Annotated in this window: 23 protein-coding genes; 14 read left to right on the forward strand and 9 right to left on the reverse strand. The window is 39.6% G+C overall.

The features are described 5' to 3' along the window. Positions 1-757 precede the first annotated feature (757 nt). Together NYE54_RS05510 and NYE54_RS05515 are read left to right on the forward strand one after the other, a co-directional pair. A complete protein-coding gene (locus NYE54_RS05510) occupies positions 758-1168 on the forward strand; it encodes a hypothetical protein (protein ID WP_339270625.1) in 411 nt (136 codons plus the stop codon). A gap of 24 nt (positions 1169-1192) precedes the next feature. Continuing rightward, complete coding sequence (locus NYE54_RS05515) at positions 1193-1876, forward strand: hypothetical protein (RefSeq protein ID WP_339270627.1); 684 nt, start codon at positions 1193-1195, stop codon at positions 1874-1876. A 38-nt stretch (positions 1877-1914) separates the two neighbouring features. Here the strand turns inward: NYE54_RS05515 and NYE54_RS05520 are convergent, their stop codons facing one another. Continuing rightward, positions 1915-2163: a helix-turn-helix transcriptional regulator gene (locus NYE54_RS05520; protein ID WP_215160669.1), complete on the reverse strand. Its 249-nt coding sequence runs from the start codon at positions 2161-2163 to the stop codon at positions 1915-1917. Positions 2164-2331: 168 nt separating this feature from the next. Between NYE54_RS05520 and NYE54_RS05525 the strand changes: the two genes are divergently transcribed. Further along, entirely contained in the window at positions 2332-2811 is a 480-nt protein-coding gene (locus NYE54_RS05525) for a hypothetical protein (protein ID WP_339270630.1), read from the forward strand. Between the two features lie 378 nt (positions 2812-3189). Here NYE54_RS05525 and NYE54_RS05530 read toward each other — a convergent pair whose 3' ends face one another. Further along, positions 3190-4518 carry an XRE family transcriptional regulator gene (locus tag NYE54_RS05530; RefSeq protein ID WP_339270632.1) on the reverse strand — a complete coding sequence of 443 codons (1329 nt, stop codon included), beginning with the start codon at positions 4516-4518 and terminating at the stop codon, positions 3190-3192. Positions 4519-4798: 280 nt separating this feature from the next. Here NYE54_RS05530 and NYE54_RS05535 point away from each other — a divergent pair, with 280 nt between their 5' ends. Both NYE54_RS05535 and NYE54_RS05540 read left to right on the forward strand, forming a co-directional pair. Then, the gene (locus tag NYE54_RS05535; protein WP_339270634.1) at positions 4799-5497 is read left to right on the forward strand and encodes a nuclease-related domain-containing protein; all 699 of its coding nucleotides are present in this window, start codon (positions 4799-4801) and stop codon (positions 5495-5497) included. Between the two features lie 42 nt (positions 5498-5539). Next, the gene (locus NYE54_RS05540; RefSeq protein ID WP_339270636.1) at positions 5540-6118 is read left to right on the forward strand and encodes a hypothetical protein; all 579 of its coding nucleotides are present in this window, start codon (positions 5540-5542) and stop codon (positions 6116-6118) included. A 180-nt stretch (positions 6119-6298) separates the two neighbouring features. Here NYE54_RS05540 and NYE54_RS05545 read toward each other — a convergent pair whose 3' ends face one another. Next, positions 6299-6784: a hypothetical protein gene (locus NYE54_RS05545; protein WP_339270638.1), complete on the reverse strand. Its 486-nt coding sequence runs from the start codon at positions 6782-6784 to the stop codon at positions 6299-6301. A gap of 237 nt (positions 6785-7021) precedes the next feature. Between NYE54_RS05545 and NYE54_RS05550 the strand changes: the two genes are divergently transcribed. Beyond that, positions 7022-7324, forward strand: coding sequence for a hypothetical protein (locus NYE54_RS05550; RefSeq protein WP_339270639.1), 303 nt, complete (start codon positions 7022-7024; stop codon positions 7322-7324). A gap of 572 nt (positions 7325-7896) precedes the next feature. Here the strand turns inward: NYE54_RS05550 and NYE54_RS05555 are convergent. Then, on the reverse strand, positions 7897-8058 hold the full coding sequence (locus NYE54_RS05555) for a hypothetical protein (protein ID WP_339270641.1): 162 nt from the start codon (positions 8056-8058) through the stop codon (positions 7897-7899). A 112-nt stretch (positions 8059-8170) separates the two neighbouring features. Here NYE54_RS05555 and NYE54_RS05560 point away from each other — a divergent pair, with 112 nt between their 5' ends. Then, a complete protein-coding gene (locus NYE54_RS05560) occupies positions 8171-8677 on the forward strand; it encodes a hypothetical protein (protein ID WP_339270643.1) in 507 nt (168 codons plus the stop codon). A gap of 1005 nt (positions 8678-9682) precedes the next feature. Here NYE54_RS05560 and NYE54_RS05565 read toward each other — a convergent pair. Continuing rightward, complete coding sequence (locus NYE54_RS05565) at positions 9683-10405, reverse strand: phosphodiester glycosidase family protein (protein ID WP_339270644.1); 723 nt, start codon at positions 10403-10405, stop codon at positions 9683-9685. Positions 10406-10547: 142 nt separating this feature from the next. Here NYE54_RS05565 and NYE54_RS05570 point away from each other — a divergent pair, with 142 nt between their 5' ends. Then, positions 10548-11096, forward strand: a complete 549-nt coding sequence (locus NYE54_RS05570) for a hypothetical protein (RefSeq protein WP_339270645.1) — start codon at positions 10548-10550, stop codon at positions 11094-11096. A gap of 917 nt (positions 11097-12013) precedes the next feature. On the opposite strand, the gene NYE54_RS05575 is transcribed toward NYE54_RS05570, so the two are convergent. After that, positions 12014-12238, reverse strand: coding sequence for a YvrJ family protein (locus NYE54_RS05575; protein WP_339270646.1), 225 nt, complete (start codon positions 12236-12238; stop codon positions 12014-12016). Between the two features lie 138 nt (positions 12239-12376). Here NYE54_RS05575 and NYE54_RS05580 point away from each other — a divergent pair, with 138 nt between their 5' ends. The 4 genes from NYE54_RS05580 to NYE54_RS05595 all read left to right on the forward strand — a co-directional run bounded on the left by NYE54_RS05580 (position 12377) and on the right by NYE54_RS05595 (position 14654). Further along, entirely contained in the window at positions 12377-12592 is a 216-nt protein-coding gene (locus tag NYE54_RS05580; protein WP_339270648.1) for a CopG family transcriptional regulator, read from the forward strand. A 48-nt stretch (positions 12593-12640) separates the two neighbouring features. Further along, positions 12641-13009 carry a hypothetical protein gene (locus NYE54_RS05585; RefSeq protein WP_339270650.1) on the forward strand — a complete coding sequence of 123 codons (369 nt, stop codon included), beginning with the start codon at positions 12641-12643 and terminating at the stop codon, positions 13007-13009. 12 nt (positions 13010-13021) lie between these two features. After that, positions 13022-13198: a hypothetical protein gene (locus tag NYE54_RS05590; RefSeq protein WP_339270652.1), complete on the forward strand. Its 177-nt coding sequence runs from the start codon at positions 13022-13024 to the stop codon at positions 13196-13198. Positions 13199-13943: 745 nt separating this feature from the next. After that, complete coding sequence (locus NYE54_RS05595; protein WP_339270653.1) at positions 13944-14654, forward strand: copper amine oxidase N-terminal domain-containing protein; 711 nt, start codon at positions 13944-13946, stop codon at positions 14652-14654. 52 nt (positions 14655-14706) lie between these two features. Here the strand turns inward: NYE54_RS05595 and NYE54_RS05600 are convergent, their stop codons facing one another. Both NYE54_RS05600 and NYE54_RS05605 read right to left on the reverse strand, forming a co-directional pair. Next, positions 14707-15774, reverse strand: coding sequence for a hypothetical protein (locus NYE54_RS05600; protein ID WP_339270654.1), 1068 nt, complete (start codon positions 15772-15774; stop codon positions 14707-14709). Positions 15775-17076: 1302 nt separating this feature from the next. Then, entirely contained in the window at positions 17077-17535 is a 459-nt protein-coding gene (locus tag NYE54_RS05605) for a hypothetical protein (protein WP_339270655.1), read from the reverse strand. 568 nt (positions 17536-18103) lie between these two features. On the opposite strand from NYE54_RS05605, the gene NYE54_RS05610 reads away from it, so the two are divergent. Beyond that, positions 18104-18664, forward strand: coding sequence for a hypothetical protein (locus NYE54_RS05610; protein ID WP_339270656.1), 561 nt, complete (start codon positions 18104-18106; stop codon positions 18662-18664). A gap of 338 nt (positions 18665-19002) precedes the next feature. Further along, positions 19003-20007 carry a carbohydrate-binding protein gene (locus NYE54_RS05615; protein WP_339270657.1) on the forward strand — a complete coding sequence of 335 codons (1005 nt, stop codon included), beginning with the start codon at positions 19003-19005 and terminating at the stop codon, positions 20005-20007. A 147-nt stretch (positions 20008-20154) separates the two neighbouring features. On the opposite strand, the gene NYE54_RS05620 is transcribed toward NYE54_RS05615, so the two are convergent. After that, positions 20155-20586: an HTH domain-containing protein gene (locus NYE54_RS05620; RefSeq protein WP_339270659.1), complete on the reverse strand. Its 432-nt coding sequence runs from the start codon at positions 20584-20586 to the stop codon at positions 20155-20157. Between the last annotated feature and the right edge of the window lie 330 nt (positions 20587-20916).

Raw genomic sequence — 20916 nt, forward strand, 5'->3', positions numbered from 1 at the left:
ATTTGAATGATTATCAATGTAAGGCAGTCTCACTCACTGAAGCCGCCAAGATGCTAGGCATGACTGAACAGGAGGTATTACGACTAAGCTAACATGGGTACTTGGAACTAAGTAAGCCTGAAAGCGGTAGACACGAGTTAGTCTCCACAGTATTGAGAGATACGCCCACCGCAACAGTATAGCCTTTCAAGAAGTCCTTAAGCCCTCGTAGAGCGTTCAGGAACTCTGACTTTAAAGGAGACAATGACAAGGCTAGGTCTGCATATGAAGCCGCATTACATCGGCTCATTCAGGCAGGAGGCGGCTAAATTAGAGATTGGCTAGGGATAACAGTGTTCATATTGTCACGCTAGACAATGCAATTAACACGCTCGCAGAGAGAAGATCAAATGTTTGGATTGTATGCTTGGATATGAGGAGGAATTACAGCGTACATCCACCAAGAATAATAGCTGCTCTTAGCAGTAAGGCAAAGAGGGGGCAGTTCAAAAGCTCTGTGCCACCATATGGTTACAGACTAGATATTGGGAAACGTGTTTTTGCAGATGGTCGAGTGCTGTGTGTCGCTGATGAGAACGTAATGAATTAGAGCCACATTTACCTGCTTGTAGGAAGTCCGAACGTATTCAGCGCTCCGGTTTCTGTGTTTGTGGAAGCCAGTTGGATTGAGAAGAATGAACTAGGAGACCTTAAAGCAGTACATCTTAATCTTGCGCATTGTTTTCAATTAGGTTTCCATAATAGAAAAGAAAATTCATTGAAGGGATCGACACTCGAAGAGACGGAATCAAAAAATCCACTTCAAACTGGCGGATCAGTCAAGTTCATTGGGACGATGAGTGTCATTGCATGCATTCCAAAAGTAGGGTATGTCGGCGTGGGCATCGTTGAAGACGAAGTCGTGCCTATCAAGGATTTTCAAGTGGTGGTCGATGAGGAGAATATACCGCTTCTCGAGGCCGACTTACAAGTTAGCATGGATACGGATGTCGATGATCCCGATCTGTGCGAGTACGTGGTACGCGTGAATTGGCTTAAGACGGTTCCGAAGCATGAAGCGATTTGGGAAAAAGGGATGTTTGCGAACCAGAACTCAGCATGTAAATTGAGAAACCAGTTCACGATCGAAACTCTGACGGAGCATTTTCAGTTAGATGAGGAATCGTAAATTATTAGAATTAAGGAAATTCCAATGATAAATATAAATAGCCAACTTGATGATCTATTTGAGCAGTGGAAAATGCATAGTGCGTGCGGTGAGGGAATTTTTATCCCAGATGGGCATGTGAACGAGGAAGCGTGGTCAGGCGCAGAGCTTAAAGTGATGGTACTTTTGAAAGAAGTGAATTCATCCGATAGTGGGTGGAATCTGCAGCAGTTTGTACGAGAGAAGGGATATTTCAAGGAAAGCAGTACCTGGCCTACACTTATTCGGTGGACATATGGAATCCTGCATGGATTCCCGGAATATCAAGAGGTTGAACGGCGATATGCCGAGATCAAGGAAGAGGCTAACGCATTTTTTCGAAAGGTCTATTTTGCCAATGTGAAGAAGATCGCTGGTGGCTCGCAGGCAAACCATACCAGTATCGAGCGCCACATGCAGGAGACCGGCGAACTTCTTCTTAAACAAATTAGGATCGTCAATCCCGATCTGGTTCTTTGCTGCGGCGATGTCATATTCCAAGGTGTTCATGACCTATTAAAGAGAGAAGGGCCTTGGTCTTTTGAGCTTAGGCAGACTTCTGGTGGCCTGGAGTACATAAGGTGGGCAGACACCCAAACAGTCATTATTCGTTACCATCACCCGAACGCATATTATCCAAGAGCAATGTCCTACACCTATCTCATGAGGGAAATTCAGAAAATCCTCTAGTCTAAAGTTGAAAAATTCACCAGCTTGAGAGGATCACTCTAATTCTCTAATTCCCTCTCATATCCCTCAATCAAAACCGAAGCCTTAACATGAAGCGCCCTTGCTAATGCAGTAATCGTTAGTAAAGTAGGCGCTTTTTCTCCGTTCTCAAGTTCACTAATATAAGACCGATCGACACGGGAATACAGGCTCAGCTCATCTTGGGTGAGCTTCTTTTCTTTACGAATATTTCGGAGAGCTCTGCCGAAGGCTAGTAACTCTATGGATTTATCATTATGATTAGCCACGTTATAACCCCTTAATAGATAGTTAAATTCATCTTATGTGTTTCTATAAGGGAATTTCCGTAGGCTATTGCCTACAAAATGGTTGGAATGTTATAATACAGATACTGGAAAATACTAAATTGGATAACTAGAGTATGTTCTTAGTGAAAAATGGGAGTGACGCTAATTATGAAATCGACGGTAACAAGAGATACCGACCTGAATGTGAATACATCCTCCCAACATGAGGAAACAGGCGGCTTTTACCAGGATATGATTGTTCTTCATGCCAGCTGCTCTCAAGAATATATGAATTTATCTATGCATTTCTTTGACAAAAACATGCATCACGTCAGTATATTACTATGCAACAGGGCATTAGAATCCATGCTAACCGCTTTATATATAAAGAAGGAGAGAAGGCAGCCTATTTCAAATATATTGTTAGAAGAAATACTGCGGATGTTCCCCAAAGACTCGGAGATGAATATAGAGCCGTTGATATTTATACAATCCTTATCCTTTTTATCACAGGAGAGCTCCCTAATTAGCAAAATGCAGCCCACACATCTAATGAACCTGATTAAGAAAGGGGATGAGTTCCTTCTTCAGATATCTAGCCAACTAGAGTTACCCTATGAAACATACCATTCTGTTTTTGAGAAATAAAGCTAGCCGTCATCTTCATTGATCATCCAACTTAGCAATTCTGAAGTGATTTCCGGATATATGTTGTCGTGTAAATAAACATATGAAGGGATATCGAGGGATGTTAGTGAGTCATTGATTCCAATCGCCTTATTTCCTTTACTATGTTTTATGCTGTTGAGAACTCTAATGATCACTGGGCTTTCATATGTGAGGAAGGAAGCCCTAATATCGAGTACAATAAAGAACCAAGGCTAATGCAGCGATCAGCCTTGGCTTTTTTCTCCGTTCTCTAATTCACTGATATCTGATCAGTCAACTCGCGATTAGATGTGTTAAGGTCATCATGGGAGTCTGCTGTTGCAGTTAAGCTACCATAACACAAGAGCTCCTGCGAAGCTAAGGATGAATAAGAGTACCGCTAACTTTTAACTTATCTCGTATTTCAGCATACCTTTCTAGATCGTCATGATTTAGCTTAGACTGTATATGCTCAATGGTTGTGCAGCATCTTACGATGTTAATTTCAAAATTGATGGTGTATGAGAATTCTAAACTATCCAGTATATATTTTGATCCTTTTTTAATGTTACCCTTCCGTATATAATACATACCGACATCGGTAAGGAATTTAGCAAATCGGTCATCAATTATATGTTCGGTGTAACTGCCAACTGATTCTCGTCGTTTGAGATGATCCTTGATCAGATTCTCAAATCTTTCGAGATATTCTTCAAATTCAAAATGATACATGTTAGCTGCTTGGATGATTTTAAATAAAGCTCTTAGTATTTCGTTCTCCCTGGAAGAGATATACTCGATGTATGGTTCAAGTACTTCTATGTTGCCTTTCATTAGTTCATAAAGATAACGGTTGCCTCTGGCCCATTCCCTGAATTGTTCCTTGGTATGTTCGGCAGTTTCATCTGATTCTATAATCCAGCTTTGATCCTCATAACAGGATAAATAACAAATTGCTTGATCATAATCATCGTTATCTGCAGCTATGGAGCCTAACAGCAGATCGGAGTATAAAATATACCCAAACAACGGTTTGGCTGGCTCTATAGGCTTCCTATGTGGCCTGTTTGTATTATGTTTCTGCGCATACAGCATTCTGGAGATGCGTCCCATTTCCTGAGCATAGTACTTTGCTTTATTCCATTTATTTAAGGACAACAACGTGTTAGTTAAGTCTTTTAAAGCATCTAATTGTACTCCCTCAGGAAGTCGCTTGATATAAGCTTCAAATTGTATGGTGCAGTTCAAATTATGCTCCTGATCCGAGTTTAGGGAGCAAGTAAATATCCTGTATTGACACAAACCTAATCTTTCGGCATGCTGGTGTTTTTCACTTTCGGCAACTTTTTTGTATATGATCAGAGCCGCTTCCCGATTTCCCTTGTGAAATAGTGCTTCAGCGCTATCAAAGAGTAGGGATGAATAAGCAGGGTTATCGATGATCAAATCAACAGCCTGATCGATGCAGTAGAGTTTCCCTAGCTCGGCACATCGCATGATAAAGGGGCCAAGTCGCCTCCAGTTCGGAGTTAACTCATTTACATATAAAGAATAAAAATATCCTTCTTCCAGTTTCATGGCTTTCGTAATTAAATCTAGACTTGAAACAGAAAGGGGTTGGTTCCCATTGATAAAGCGGCTGAGGGTTCCCGAATTGATTCCCGATTTAATTGCAAAAGAGGAAATGCTGAGTTTTTCCTTCTCCAAGTAACGTAATAGCTCCGTACTGATCGTTCTGTCTGTAGGTACCAAAGATATTCGCCTCCAGATCCGCATGCCATATTTAGGAAAATAACTTATATAAGTAAGTTAATGTATAAATATACGATGGGTCAATAACTTTGTAGTATGATTGGGGAAGCATTCTAAAAAAAGGGGAGAACGTAGCTAGTAATTAATTCTACTGAATGGAGTATACAGAGGAGTACGTCGCCTCTTAAGAGATGTATCGGTTGAATCATCATTACATATAGAACGGAGCTCTCTTATGTTTGAAAAATTAAAGTCCTTATTCAAATCCTCTGATAACCCAAAGAAAAAGCCGGCTCAACATACGAATAAAACTAAAACTTCAGGAAACAACGCCAAGCCCAAGGTCCAGCCTACTCGTATTGGTGAACTGGGCGAGCATAAGATTAACATTCAACTAGATCAACTCTCCAAAGGATGTAGATATGTAAATGATTTAATGGTGACGAATTCGAAGTCCCGAACGGGCTATTCGCAGATCGACCATGTAGTGATCACGCCACAAGGATTGTTTGTCATCGAGACGAAAAACTACACGGGAGAGATTAAGGGAACAAGAGAGATTAAGTCATGGACGGTAAGTAACCGGTTTAAAATGTATAATCCCTTTATGCAAAATTACGGCCATATTCAAGCGATTAAAAGTTTGCTCCCTGACTACCAAAAGAGCCGGTTCATTTCACTGGTTTCTTTTACGATGCGCTGTAGATTCAGCGTAGATCCGGAGCTAAGAAAAATTCAGTCGGACGAACTGATTGTGTACGATGTTGAGCTGTCCGAATATATTCAGCGCAAAATGAATCGGATTCAAGCGGAGAAGGTGGATACCGTTTTGACAGAATCAGATATTCAGAAGATCTATCAATCCTTGATTGAGGCGAACATTACTGATCCGAGGATACGGGCTGAGCATGTGGATAAAGCAAAATTACGTTAATATCAAAGAAGATATGATAACACTAGAAATGAGGGCTTATATATGAAAGGCAAATTCACTACAATGGCATTATTGCTTAGTTTGGCAGTTTTCTTTTCGTTTACGGGTGATGTCTCTGCTGCAGCAAAGAAACCGAAGGACATCTTTGCTGAAAAGTACCCTAATGAAGTGGTTAAGATCGTCAAAACCGATGACATTAACAATGACAAGAAAAAAGAATCGTTTATTCTCACTGAATCGGGTAATTTTTATCTGATTAACTCAAAGGGACGAGTTGTTTTAATTGACACAGGTATTATAAGTGATGAAGACTTTAAACAATCGACGATCCAAGTGTTTACAGTATCGAAGAACGAGAAACATGTGGCTGTTACGTTCTCTTATTTCCCCTCGAATACCCAGTTATATGTATATCGACTTCAACATGGGACATTGAGTAAAGTTCTTCAATTGATGGGCGATCAGGGAGTTATGATTGATTCAAAGGGTAAAGTACATCAGTACTGGAAGAACTTCAGAGACGAAGGCGGCTGGGATCTGGCAGAGGGAATATTCACCTGGAGTACAAAGACCAATAAATACAAAGGTTTAGGAAAATATATGCAACGGGATAATTCCTAGTGTAGATACTTTTCAAAAAAAACGATTTTCTGAACTTGATATGTCGGTCGCCGTAAGAATTATACAGGAGCATCCTCCATCCATGTATATCAAAAAGATTAAGTCCGTATATGTTTTTCATATTTTTATTGTAGATAGCCACATGCTAGCATATACAAATGCAGATAGATTAGTTGAGCTTTATTCTCCACCTATCACAAATTCGCCAATAATGTTCTTTCCAGTTTTATCATAAAGCGGTACGGTCCAAGATCCTGGGTTGTTTTTGCGATACTCAGCAGCCTCACGAGGGTTACTTACATGAGATTCAAGCTCAGATACGTATATATACCCTTCAGTGCCATCTGTACCAGTTGCAGCGATTAAGTCCGGTTCTACGCCATATAACTCATATATATCAGCTCCGTAAGTAAGTCCATATTCATTTACTGGATAAACATCTTTTGCTGATACAGATGATGGATTAGGAATAACTGCCTTTACTACTGAAGAGTTATTAGGGTTAACAGACTGTTGTGTTACTCTTGAAGAGTTAATAGGGTTACCATTTTGTTGCGTTGTCGGCAAGATGGTTTTATCAGAAGACAAACCTTTAGCAATTAGGATAATTACAATGCTGCTTAATGCAATGACGGAAACTAATATTATTCTGATTTTCTTGTTCATTCTATTTGAGCCTCCTAAGTGTGTTTGTAGAATCTTCAAATTAAGCTCAAGCATAAGAACTTTGGTTATGATTTTCTGATCATTTTATCACCAAGGCACCTTAAAATTGGCTCGTGCAGATATGATATGCTTAGGGAAGTTGTATATACAATAACCGCGCAACTGCTAGTTGAACTTTTTAAAAAAAATACCGAGAAACCCAAATGGGGATTTTCGGTATTTTGTGGAAGTATTTTGTTGGCATTGGAACGGTATCTAATAACGAAACACGGCCTGAACCTGGTCGCGCGCTATCAAACAAAAGACGTGCCGAAGCTCGAGAAAATGATTGTCGTCGGTGCCGATGCCGAGTCTGAAGCTGCCGAGGATATCAAGCAGTGGAATAACAGCGGCAATAGTGCGAAGCTGATGTTCTTGCATCGTGATATGTCGGGCCGGTTTGCAATGACCCTACATTCGAGGATTTGGCAAAACAGGAGGATATCCAGACAGCGAAATTTGCCGCTAAGCGGCTTGAATATCGTGCCACCGACCACCTGAAGCTGGAGGGCCACCCTTTCTCCTTTGAAGCGTTTGGCATACCGATTTTGCTCGGTATCCTGTCTTTGCTTGTCGCTCGGTTCATCGATAGGCGTCTTATCGGCAGAAAAAATGGATAGCTCGCGCATCGAGTGAAACGGTTCATCCGACAAAGGGCAGCCGGGGCAGGAGGTGGTTGAAAGTCAGCGTTTCGTACATCTCAGCCAGATGGTTCGGTCTAAGCTATATGGGGTCAGTTAGAGCAACTGGGTTTCTTATGAGGGGAATCCGATTTCGGCGGGTGGGGAGTAAGTGAAAAAAGAAAATAAAGTTTTAGACTGAAAGTGCTGATCGAATGCGGATTTTGGAATAGAGAGAATATAAGTGGCTGATTCAACTACTGGGAAACAATAGTTCAATACAACAGCGGTTAGTCTAGGACTTTATTTTGTCGTCCATGACTGCCGTTGCTTCAATTATTGGGGTCAACCAACCGCTTAGGGTGGCTCGATTGGTTGCGCAGGAAATTTGATTATTAAGACTGTTTTTCTGTGCGTCTCTTTTGGTACTGACACGGGCATATATTGTAACTCTCATTTGAATACTATCCCTTCTGTTTCCGTTTTAGAAGGAATAGCATCTGCTCTAGTCTCATCGTATGGAAATACGAGTTTTTGTTCAATTTGACTACGGATTACTGGTAGTAGGAAGTCTTCGAGGTTGGATGTACCTGTAAATTCCTTTTGAATATTCAACGCCATCAACTCCTTGCTATCGTGGTCGCTCTGATTGTAAAGAGGATATTGGAAAGTCTTGTCGAATAGTTCTAAATGACTACATACACATATCAGAAGGGGGTCAAAAGAAGTGAAACAAGACACTAGAACTACTACATTTAATCAGCCCAATAGGACAACGCCCACCCAAGCTAACAGGACCGTTAGCAGTAGATCTAGGCCGGCTAGTCCACAAGTAAACAGGGCAGCAACCAATAAAGTGGGGGGAGCGGATAGTCCTTCCGGTAACACGAGTAAAACAACAAAAGCCGCCATGAAGAATCAGCCAAAGGATAGACTAGGACAAGCTGTAGTATCATTAATATTCGGTATATTCGGAATATTGTTTTTCATAGTAGGGATGTTAAAGTTGGGCTTTGATTCCCAGTACAGCTACATGACTTCGCCAGGTACCATGGCCACAATTTTCTTTGCTTTTATACTTAGTGTTGTTGGTTTTATCTTAGGTATTATTGCAAGAAAATCTTCTAAAGGAAGAGGTATGGCGATAGCGGGGATTACCCTAACAACATTACCCGTTGTCGTCATGATCTTAATTATTGGTGGGGGACTGGTAGTAAACTACATGCGGTGGTAAGGTGGGTCAAATTTTGATACACCCCCGTCAATTATTGAACGGACTATCTATCTACATATGACTACAGGGCTTGATAGAACGGAGAAATTTTGATATGCAGGGGCGAATAACTCCTGTAATTGTGCTTGCATTTCTGTATAATAAAAGGCGGCTGTAGTTAGCCGCTCCAACATTGAGCAAATGCTATTCCTGTAATTTGTTATCACTGTCTACTCGTCATATGTGGAGTGTTGCGCATTGGTGCGTTAGGTGTAGAACGCAATTAAGATCATCTCAAAGCCTAAAGTTGTGTTACAAGCCGGGCGAAATTCAGGTATCCACTCCTGTTTTTCCTCGGTTTTTTTATTGAATCAGGGAGGAGCTTCAACTCGTCAAATCCCTTCATTTTTCCATAGTCTTTCTTCTGTTTTTAGCACGAATTTAATTGCCTTTTTGGTCCCGATCTTCATATCCTCCTACCGTATCATTAAAAAATTGTGGAAAGGGGCGAAAAATGGCATGGCCGTGAAATTAGTGCGTAACATGATAACCAGTTAGCACCGTGAAAATACTCGGATCTGGATTGAGCCAATCATTGGAAGCAGCCAGTTTTACAGTTGGGGACAAGGTGTGAAGAAACGATTACACGTATGCGATTTTGACTCGCAGCGATTCCATGGAGCGCACGATTTCCAAACGTAAACGTCCTAGCTGGGCTCATCCTCGGCCATTGTACGAAGCATGTAAGAGGTGACGGCTGTTATCCATGCTCGGGAACGAATTGATCTGTTGATTAGTGACGGAATGATTGTCATTCGGCGGGAACGTATCTAGTGCTACAAGAGACTTTCTGTGCGACAATAAGCAAATCACAATAAAAATAACTGCGAAGGCCCCTCCCTAAAGAGAGGCTTTTCACAGTTTCATTTTAGAAATATATAACAATATATGTTAAAAAAATTTAAAACAACCGGATTTATTTAGCAACATCCTGAATTTGATAACGTTATTACTTATATGAAGAGATTAAACCCAAGTTGCGTTGACAGTCACAATGCTATAAATATTGCGACCTCCACCATTCTTAACAACAGTCTGATCAGCCTTTTTAGCTCGAAGTTGTGTTGCCGAACTACCGTCAAGCATAACGGCACTTGAACAATTCAAGGATTTCATTACTACTCTCACATCCCACGGAGTAGCATTTAGAATATTTGCTAAAATAACTTTTTTAGTAGAACTATTGTAACCAATTGCTGCACGATCTGAATTAGCTGCTGGAGAAACGGCATTCACAGACTGACCATGTTCATTATCTACCAGCCTTTTTGTCAACGTTTTGCTATCAGTAATACTAGAATCATTGAGGTACAAGCCCAGTCCACTAATGGCCCATTTAATGTAGTTAGGACTGATACCATGTTTATTTGGTAGATCTGCGATCTGGAGCAGTTGGTATACTCCTAACTCATGAGCAGCACTTGCATTTTGCTGTAAGCAAACCATGGTTCCTCGTTGGTAAACAGCGCTACTCCCTGCTTCTCGGACGCTGTGACCAAATCGAGTACAAGCAATACCAAATACTTTTTTTAACTTATCATCAAAGAATGTCCCGTTGATTCCGAATTTGGAGCTACTACTCAATACTGCGCCACCCAAATCTTCAACATTAATCGCTTCTGGATCTGCAGCAATATAGTGAACTGTCTTTCCGCCGATTGTACTGTTGTAATATTTAGCTTGTGCCATTACTATCACTCCTTCTTTTGTTTAACTTAGAGGGTATCTGATTCGAAAATGTACCCTTCATCTTCGAATCAAACGTAAGCTATGAACATAGTATATAATATAACGTAACGTTACGCAATATAATTATTGGAGGGATTTCCTTATGCGTATTTTTTTTATTGCAATCCTGTGTGTTTGTTTTATCTTAACAGCATGTACGAGTAACTCTGAAAAAACGAATAGTGGCTCCAATCATGATCCAACATCACAGACTCAAGTACAAGAAAACTCGGAGGACACGAACCCAAGCAATAGTGGGCTGGTTGAGGATCCAAAAGAAGTGGATATCAATGAACTCGGCCCCTTCAAAAAAGGACTCTCACTAGATGAAATGAAATATGATGAGAAATATCAAGATATCGTTACCATATTCAAAGAGAATTTAACTGCATGGGCAGCGAAAGATATAACTGCATTTAAAAATAGTTTTGTTTCGGAGGATGTAGCGAATAGTCAACTGTTTTTACTTGAAAACGATGAAGACTTTGAATTTGTCGGTACACCTTATATAATCGACCAGTTCTCCGAAAACGGAAGAATTAACATTGTGTTCTATTACAGAACAAGCGGAGATGAAAAAGAACTTAAGATGCACACCACAACATTTGCAAAAAATATAGATGATTCATGGAGAGTTGCGCTAATTGATTAGGGATTAGATGAAGTCTTATTGACTTAATGGGTTGAAGTGTTATTAATGGGGAAAGTTAAAAGACTGTGAATATATCATATGAATTTCTAAATGATCACTATAATCACGGTGTTAACGGGTAGATCAAAGGCCACTTGCAAAATGCAGGTGGCCTTTCGTCTTCTATATGAGTTAATGTGTAGCATTTCTCGTTTTCGTCCGTCGTGATGTTATAAGCCAAATATGGATCGGAATTGATACTAATGAGTAAACGATAAATGCTAAGTATCAGATGCAGAAAGCACCAGGACAAAATTCGTACATATCAAACCTAAAAAAGTGAAGAAAACAGGTGTTTAATCCCCCGGTTCACCGGCCCTAAATCCCAAGCGATCCCGGAAAGACCACCCGGGTTCCATTGGGATTCTTAACGGGTCTAGCAGGTAAGCAAAAGACTCTGGGGTAATGCTCATACATCATGGGGAATGCTCCGCTCCGTTTCACTCCACTCCACAAACCCATCATGTACTACGAAGCAAAGGGAACGATGAATCCATTACGCTACGCTCCATGCCTTCATCGTTCCAAACCAGCCACTTTTGAAAGTGGATGTTTAGTAAGCGCTGAGATGATTCAACCACTTGAGATTCGGACTTTTTCCTTGCCTTCAGGTACCTTTCCAAGCATGAAGCTTTGGGATCACGGTGATTTTATGATGATTTTTGTGTGGAGCTCCCCGTTAACTTAGGGTTTTGTATGATTTAAGGATAGAAGAATAGAAGAATAGAAGAATAGAGCAAGGCTGGCCCTTAGATTAGGCCAGCCTATTAATGATCATTAAGTCTTCCCAGTTAAGATTACCATCTTCCTTATCCACTTGTTGCAATACGTAACATTACGAAGTATAATGTTTCAGTGAAATTTTCTAAATCATTACTTTATTGATCTTGGTTTTGTTCTTCGCCCGAAGGAGTTTTTGGTGTACTGCTCTGATAAACTGTTCGGACTAATAAATTCATGGTCTTATCCAGTTGCCCTAGTCGTTTTTCCAACGTATCCATCTGTTTATTAAATTTGACCAGTATCGTCTGGAGTAAGATGAGGGATAATGCGATGGGAAACCCAACATTTCCAATGAGTTGTACAAAGGCTTCGAATTCCATAAAAGTACCTCCTTTCTATATTTGATACTTTATATTCTAATATATTACGTATCGTTACGCTATATATTTGAGGACATAACATAAAAAATATGTTATAATAACATGAAAGATGTGTTATATAATAAGGAGGATGCACGAATGAGTAGTAAAGAAAAGCCCCCTAGGCTAACGGTTTATCTTCCTGATCTTGCGAAGAGTGAATTGGAACAGATGGCCAATCAGACCGGCCTATCCCAATCGCAATTAGTCGTTATGGCTACGCTAGGTCTGTTAGCAAATTATAAGGCTAGGGGTAATGGTATATTTACAGAATTATTGAAAATGGAGTCCAAGAAAGAAGAAGGTATATTGTAGTACGTAACGTTTCACTATATAATAACAACAGCGATAAGGAGGGTTTGTATGAAATACATGATTAACCTTTTTGGTTATAATGTGGATTGTGAAATCAGGGTCAACAATGATGCCTTAAGTATTGAAATTCCGGAAGAAAATCAACTTGCCCTTAAACAATACTTGATTCGAGTACTTCCAAAGTATGGGAGAGAGGCTTCAGTGGATTCACCGTTACAGTTGTTAGTGGATCTTGCAATAGAAGCTGAACGAACATTAGATGGTCGTATGGTTGAGCCTAAACTTAAGTTACCATATGAATTCCAACCGGAGATCAAAGAAAAGCTGATTGAAGCGGCTGCTTTACAGGACATGTCCGCGACGCAACTGTTAATACGCATAATCGAGAAAAAGTATCAAGAAGTCATGGGTCAATAGGAGGAGAAGGCATTGGCTTACGGTAATAAAGTAAAGTTTCATTATGATGTTCCGGCTTATATAAAAAAGCAATTGGCTGAAGCTGCCAAGAAGCTTAACATGACAGCCACAGACCTGCTCTCAAAAACGATTGAAGAAGAATATGAACGTGTAATGCAAGAACAAAAAGGGTCCACTAAACAAGATTAAGCTCATTCAGATAGCTTTCTATGAAAGCTATCTGTTCTTTTGTAACGGTCTGATAAGAATATTCTTTTCCAATATGATCAAATGAAAAAATGTGGCACATTGTATACGATTCCAATTGATTTTGTTCTACTAAACAAATTAGCATATTAGGATAGTTCTCACTGATCCTGCTGAAAAAATTAGAGGTGGGACTTGATCCTATTATATCCATGATATGTAGGTACAGTTCTGTTGATAGTCGTGGCGGTTTCAACAAATCAGATTGATTGGTAGAGAATTTGCCTTTGAAAGTTACCATATGTCACGCCCCCTTTTGTTTAATCTGTACTAGGCTTGTTAATTATACCGAACATACATTCCCGTGTTAAGGATATAATTTCCTCCATTGTATATTCTTTACGACTCTAATTGCTAAATTGTTTCAGATTATTCGGTTACATTTTTGCAATTATATTACTTTTTTGTATGTAAAACGATTATATCATATTGCGTATCGTTACGAAATACCGTATAAGGATATAATTTCCATAAAGATAACTACGTTAATAAGTGCGCTATATTTTTTTCGTTTATTCTAAGTAAGTGTGAATGCCTGGAGGGAAAAGAGGACGAGATATTTTTTTATTGGTGTATAGGGATGTTTGGAAATGGGTAATTGAATATAAATAGTTTTTTACTTTTTTGGCAACAAATTGAACATAGATTGCGTTTATATTAATGCAGATCATTTGAGGAGGTATTGTTAGTGAACAAAAAAAAGTTATTCTCGGTCTCAGCAGTAGTCCTAAGTATTTCGTTGGTAATGGGCGGGGTTTACGCTTTCGGGTCTGGGAAAATTAAAATCGTTGTGAATGGGGAGAGTATCGCGACTGATGTTGCTCCTAAGAATGTAAATGGCCGAGTGATGGTACCAATCAGTACCATTTCTAAGGCACTTGGGGCCAACGTTTCATGGGATCCCAAGTCACAGACAGTATCCATCAAACAAGGAACTTCTAATGCTCCAGTAACAAACGATGTTTGGAACCAGTCCCTTAATGATACGTATGGCGAGGAGTGGGCTGCGGTCAAGAGAGTGATTGATCAGTTTATTCTAGGGTACGATGGCCAGGATGAAGAGTTGGTTAAGAGCCTTGTCGTTGAAGGATTCGATAAGACATTCATTGCCCCAGGAGTTTATGTTCCTGTAGGCGGAAATTATCCTTCATTATTAGATCATGACATCATCGATGCGAAAAAGACGGGCACAGTAGACGGTAGAGGCGAGTATAAAGTACGCGTTAAATTTGTATCTTATGTTGGTCTCTCGTCACCTGTTGAAAACACATGGGATATTGATGTAACCCCGAAACCATCGAAAGTGGATGAATATCTAATTAAGAAAATTGATAGATCAGCAAAGAGTCTTGCATCGTACACGGTTTTCCCTGGTCTGACATTCAAAGATGAAGGCTAAAAAGTGAAGAAGGTTTCCAAGAAGCGTATACGCTTCTTGGAAACCTTCTTTGTTACGAGATACATACAATGGCAGCAGGAGTGCTTAGGGATCCGGCAGTGGATGTATAGATTTCATGGTTCACACTCGTTCCCTTCGGCACCTTTACAGTTGCCACCAGAACTCCTTCTGTGCTCGACGCAAGTTTCGGTACTTTATATGTCGTGCCATTATTCCACCTTACAGCTCCACCGTAACTTCCCCCTCGACCTGTAAGATAAATCTTAACTGTTCGATCCGTGGTGGTTGGGTTTCTAAGTGTAATAGGAGTCTTATAGACAACTCCATAGTGCCCCTTGTTCGTTGCTATTGCATTGGCTTCGTCATAACTGTCCTTTTTAACCATGATATTATCATTTACATTGTTGTTGATCGCATACGCTTTATTACCACTTCCTAGATCGTAAATAATGTTTTGGGAGAAAGTAGAATTAGCAAATCCAGTAATATTAGAGAACGGCCAGGATCCTCGAGGGTGATCACTATTTGCATCTGCAACCTTATTATTAATGGTCCTCAAATTTGTGCTTGTATTGGTCGAAGCAACGGTACGCACTTTGTAAGACATTGCTGCGGAAGAGGAGATTTGAAACTCGAGTGTGCCGCCAACAATCTGACCATTTGGAACGGTCCATTCTTGGATTAATCCGACTTTACCAGCGGCAACCGATGTGTCAATGATGGTGTCACTCGTCAAAGAAGAACCGACAAGTGAGGCTGCTGTACACTGCCCTTGTCCAATATAGTTGGTTGTTAATGCAACACAGTGTTGAAGATTAGAAACGGTAATTGGACTCGCGCCAGCATTTCCAATCGTTACACCGAATTTCATGGGTGCTCCGGTTTTATTCACATGCCAAACGTATACGCGGTAGTAAACTGTTGTTTGACCAGAGACGGAATCGTGCCAAAGTACAGCAGTTCCGTTTGTAAAGTTGTTTGTATATACAGATTCCGGATTGTCAGACATTAAGAACCGACGTGTGTTGTTTCTTTGGCCGTATAGATTTAACGTAGGTGCTACATTCGGGATAGTTACGGCGTCCAATTCATTTGTTGTACAAGTTGGTATTTTTGGCATAATTAAATTCCTCCAATAATATGTTATAATTCGTTTCGTTACGCATTATATAAGGAAGGAGATTTTCTGGGATAAGTATAACTCAAGCGTATCCCTCACTGAATTATACAAGAAAATCTCTAACCTAAATCGATTATATTATATAGCGTATCGTTACGCAATATATTTTTTCGTTGTTAGATGAATTTATATCGCAAAAAAGGGGGGGATTACCTCTTTGTATAGTAAAAGAGCTTGGAGAGAAACAATAATTTCTTCTAAGACACACTTAGTAGCCAATAAGTATTTTTCACACAAAAAATAAGCTGCCGATAGTTGATAAACTGGCAGCAAATTTATTCTAGACAATCAAACTCGAAATAAGAGCTCTCTCCATCTTTTAGGGCGCGGAGAGAGCTCTTCATATTTTATTGTGCTAGGGAAACTAATTTTTTGTTAGGACAGGTCAATTAAACCTGATGGTTCGAAAGAACTGAGAATTTTCAATGTAGTTTTACGATACTATCACTGCTTATTTAATAAATCCTCAATCAAACTGAAATTATATTGTTGGTCAAGCTTATACCAACTTTGGTATTTCTTGTTTTTGTGAATGGTACTATGAATACGCATATTATTCTTATTTGTCAAAAGTATAGTGAAATTGTTGCCGAGGTCAGCATCAACCCTGATTTCGTATGTTGTATCTGGTTTTTGGGAATTCCTTGTACTTTTTAAATTCAGATCAGAAAAACTATTTATTATATCTTCTATCGTTGATTCATCGGTTATTCGTATTTCTTTTTCATCGGGCTCACTATAGTTTTTAACTATAATAATATAATTGATCTCTTGAGTGTCCTTTATATGATCGAGAACAAGTTCTTTAAATGAAGATTTGGATTGGACTATGGATACAGTGATTCCAGCAACAACTATCAACAGGATGAAAATTAGAGCGATGTACCAAAACTTTTTTTTCTTCATAATGATAGGAAACTTTCATAGTTTTTGTCGTTCTTTACCATTTTCATTTTCGTCATTTTTTACCTCCATTTAAATGCCTATTACTGTAAATTTAAATTGATTTTAACACATATATAAGAAACTAAGAACCAAAATATTCATTTTTATTAAATTATGACAAACATTATAAAATTATTTATCCCTACATATAAGTAATGTGGTTGTTCTGGACGTGACATGATTATTCAGGTAAGGTGAGCATCCGGAATATCTTGATTGTTATTTTATCTAAAAAAATTTAAAAACCTGGCCCCGATGTACTGGGGGCCAGGTTTACAATTGTTATATTTACATTTTTTAGGACTGACTAATCCAAACACCATTTCTGCGAGCCCGCAGACATTTTCCAACACGTTGAGGGTAGCGAACTATTTGGCGGCCATAAGAAGTGGTAACAGTATACTCAAGCCATGCAATTTCGTAATCAACAGCATCGTACGTTGGGTGATCTCTCATCCAGTATTCAATATCACCCAAACCAACGTACCCTTCCTCAGCAGTTACCTTAACGTATTCATTAGTCCAACCCCCTGCGATAATTCCTAAAACCCCTGCTGCAAGGAGCGCAACAGAAGATGTACCAAAAAGGCCATATACAGCACTAGCAGCGCCAACTTTATCAAGATTAGCCTTGAATTGGTCCTGAGATAGCCTGTCCCGAGCTGCTTTAAAGATTTCATGTTGTACTTTTCGCATAGTATAAGCTTCATTAAGCGTAAGAATTGTATTATCCCAATATTCACGGACTTCTGACATTATAATCAACCTCCAAGAAAATAATAGTTTTTTAGTTAGATTGAGAACTAAAGGGATAATAATCAGAGAATAAGTTGTATCCCGCAACTTAATTGATTATTTAGTTCTTCTAACTTGTTTACATTATATTATATTACGTTACGGTACGCAATATAATATTCAAAAAAATTTGGCTTTTTTACAGATAAACGATTTCATAAATGACAGTGAAGCTAATAGAACCGATAAGCGAAGGTTGAAATTGACTAACAACTTTTGTTGGACGAATGCCGGTCATATTAGTTTGTTGGTTACGATGAAACTTTGAATATCTTAGATACTCAGTAGTCGGATCTATATAGATAGGTCAGACGCATCTTTAGGTCGAATCACGTCTTGATAAAAAAAGACGTTCAATGAGGGACAGACCCAGTTTGTGGGACAGGGATTAAGACAAGTTATAAAGAATGCGATTACATGCGGAGGCTCTTTTTTGTATTTCGAAGATGCAGAGATTGAAGGTTAGCGAAAAGATCCTAGTTGTGCGCTGGCGGCTGTTTCTCTCGTTATTTTCCGCAATGATCCGTGGGTGTGTCGTATCCGTCATGATAGCCAATCAATTCTCTCTGCATGCGGGAAATCAGATGACACCGACACTCTTTCCAATAGCGAAGAACCTACCAACACAACAAGCCCAGCACCTTCAACCAACAATACACCAACAAACACAGAAAGTCTGATCGAACCAGCCGAGAAAGAAGCAATTAAGGACATCACAGCGGCTGATTTTAAGAAAGGCGTCTCTATTGACTTTGACAAATATAAAGGTGACTTCTTTGACGAAAACATTATCTCCAAGTTAAGGAACAATCTTAAATCGGTTGTGGAGAACAACAAAGAAAAGTTTAAAGAGAATCTGAATAAGGAGTCTTTGGAATCTATAAGAGAAGGCTTCTATTACACAAACGAAAGCGATCAATTTATGTTCTATGATTTGGATCTTATAGAAAAAGTCGATCAGCCAGAACAAATTAGAGTAGGCGTGCGCTTTGCAAAAAAATCCTCAGACGGGAGTATTGAAGATCAAGGAATTACCTACTTCTTTACTAAAAACGAAGCAGGAGAATGGGGGATTGAAAATATAGATTAAAACCCATACAAAAATAGAGGCGGCTCCTCGTAAGGAGCCGCCTTGTTGTTGCTTAAGTAAGTCCGTTATCGTCAGGATCGGCAGTAATGCGGACTTCCGGATATTGCTCCTTATAAGTTTGGACGTATTGGTAAACGTCCGCTGCCGTTTCTAATGATCAGGTGCAGTCTGCCGGTCGCATTTCATGCCGTTGTATTGTTTGAATTGTAATAATCTGATTAAAAAAATTGTGGAATTAATTTGAAAAATGGAAATAAAGTAAGATAATAGTACAGTGAAAACCTGTGGCATGTCTCATGGGAGCGCTACAGATAAATAAAGAACAAGGAGGTTTGAAAATGACTAATAAAAGGTTTTCTTTTAAGCGCTTATCACTTTTGGTAGTTTTAGTAGTATTTCTATCCACATTTTGCGCAGCCTTACCGTCAGTAAACGCAGCCGCTAGAGGAGCATGGGCTCCAAATACCGCATATGCAGTAAATGACACAGTAACCTATAGTGGAAGCACTTATACCTGTCTTCAGGCACATACTTCTCTCGTAGGTTGGGAACCGTCCAATGTCCCTGCATTATGGCAGAAAGGCGGTAGCGGCGGAACTACGCCACCGACTTCGAACGGAGTAACATTTTATGCAGATATAAACTATGGAGGAAAAGCAGTGACACTCGGGATAGGCAATTATACACTGTCTCAGTTGAACGCAAACGGAATTCCGAATGACTGGATGTCGTCTCTTAAGGTTCCAAGCGGTTGGACGGTTGAAGTATATGAGAATGATAATTTTGGAGGAACCAAGTGGACCTTTACTTCGGATTCTTCCTGGGTTGGCAACACGATCAATGACAAAATGTCATCGGTCAAGATTTATACGGGTTCACCACCTCCTACAGTAACAAAGCCTGCCGAGGTTCCAAGCCATATCTGGACATATGTCATGAATGCGGACAATGCCTATGGGAAAGGCGGGGATTTTGCTTTATTGTTAAGTGCTGTTATCAAAAAGGAAAGCAGCTTTGGAGCAGGTTTACCAGGTAGTCCATCGGCCGGCGACGGATTGATGCAGGTAGAACCAAACACACGCAATGCGTATTTATCTCAATTCAGCACAAAATTTGGCCGTGCGTATAATCATAGCAGTGAACAAGATCAGGTATATCTGGGCGCGTTGATTTTAAATGAGAAGATTACGAAGTTTGGAAATATCTACAAGGGATTATTACACTACAACGGTGGAGATAACTGGTATCCGGGAGCCACGGATTCTTATGGCCGTCCTATTCTGGCAGATCAATATGCAGATGCAGTTTACGCTACTTATAAGGGCTATGGCGGTAAGAATTAAGGTGTTACATTGATATGTAAATAACGCACATTTGGGTGGTACAGCATACTTCGGACTTACTCCTGTAGCTAAAACTGTTCCTAATACGATTACTTGGAGAATTAATCTTTAATATAAATGGCCTCCTGTAAATTGGGGGCCATTTAATTAGCGTAACGAGGTTCTTTTAAACAGGTAGTGAAGAAATATTGATGTAGTTGCAATGCGGTAGCGATTTTCAAATGAAATTTGGCCGTAATTACCGTTTAACATTTGCTCCACATCGTTTTCATCTACTCTAGAATACAAGGCAATAGTTTGGCTAGTAATATTAAAAACCTGATTTAGGACCTCAATTATTCCCCGTACTCGTTCATCCTCCCCGACTTGTTCCATTCCGGTAGATAACATGACCAATAACTGTTTTAATGTAGCTAAGTCATGCCCGTACTCCTGCTTATTAATTAGCTCTTCATCAATTCCGGTTATCAAACTTAACGACTGCGTTGATATATGATACTTTTTGGTAACTATTTCAAACAACCGACCGATCTCATCTTCGTCATTGTTTGGTATAACTATTTTTTTAATAGAGTCCACAGATTCACAATCCCCTTTCGGATAGTAGTAACTCCAGCCACTTCTAATATATCCCAATTTATGGAATTAATATAAATTTTCATTAAAGGTAGTGGAATCCTCCGCTTCGCACGGTCTTCCCATAGGCTTCACAAAGTTCGCCTTCCGTAAAGTTGGGAGATGGGATCGTGATGAAGGTACATCAAAAATTGACGCACCCCCTCAATATTTTACTTCCTCTTAGCAGGCGTCCACTTTTCGGGAATAATTGAATCAAAAGGCTCCGAGCCTTGTGATATGCTCCCCTTTTAGCAGACAGGTAAAAAAACGACTGCTTGAAGGGGAGTTTTC

The sequence above is a fragment of the Paenibacillus sp. FSL K6-1330 genome (assembly GCF_037976825.1).
Taxonomy (GTDB): domain Bacteria; phylum Bacillota; class Bacilli; order Paenibacillales; family Paenibacillaceae; genus Paenibacillus_AQ.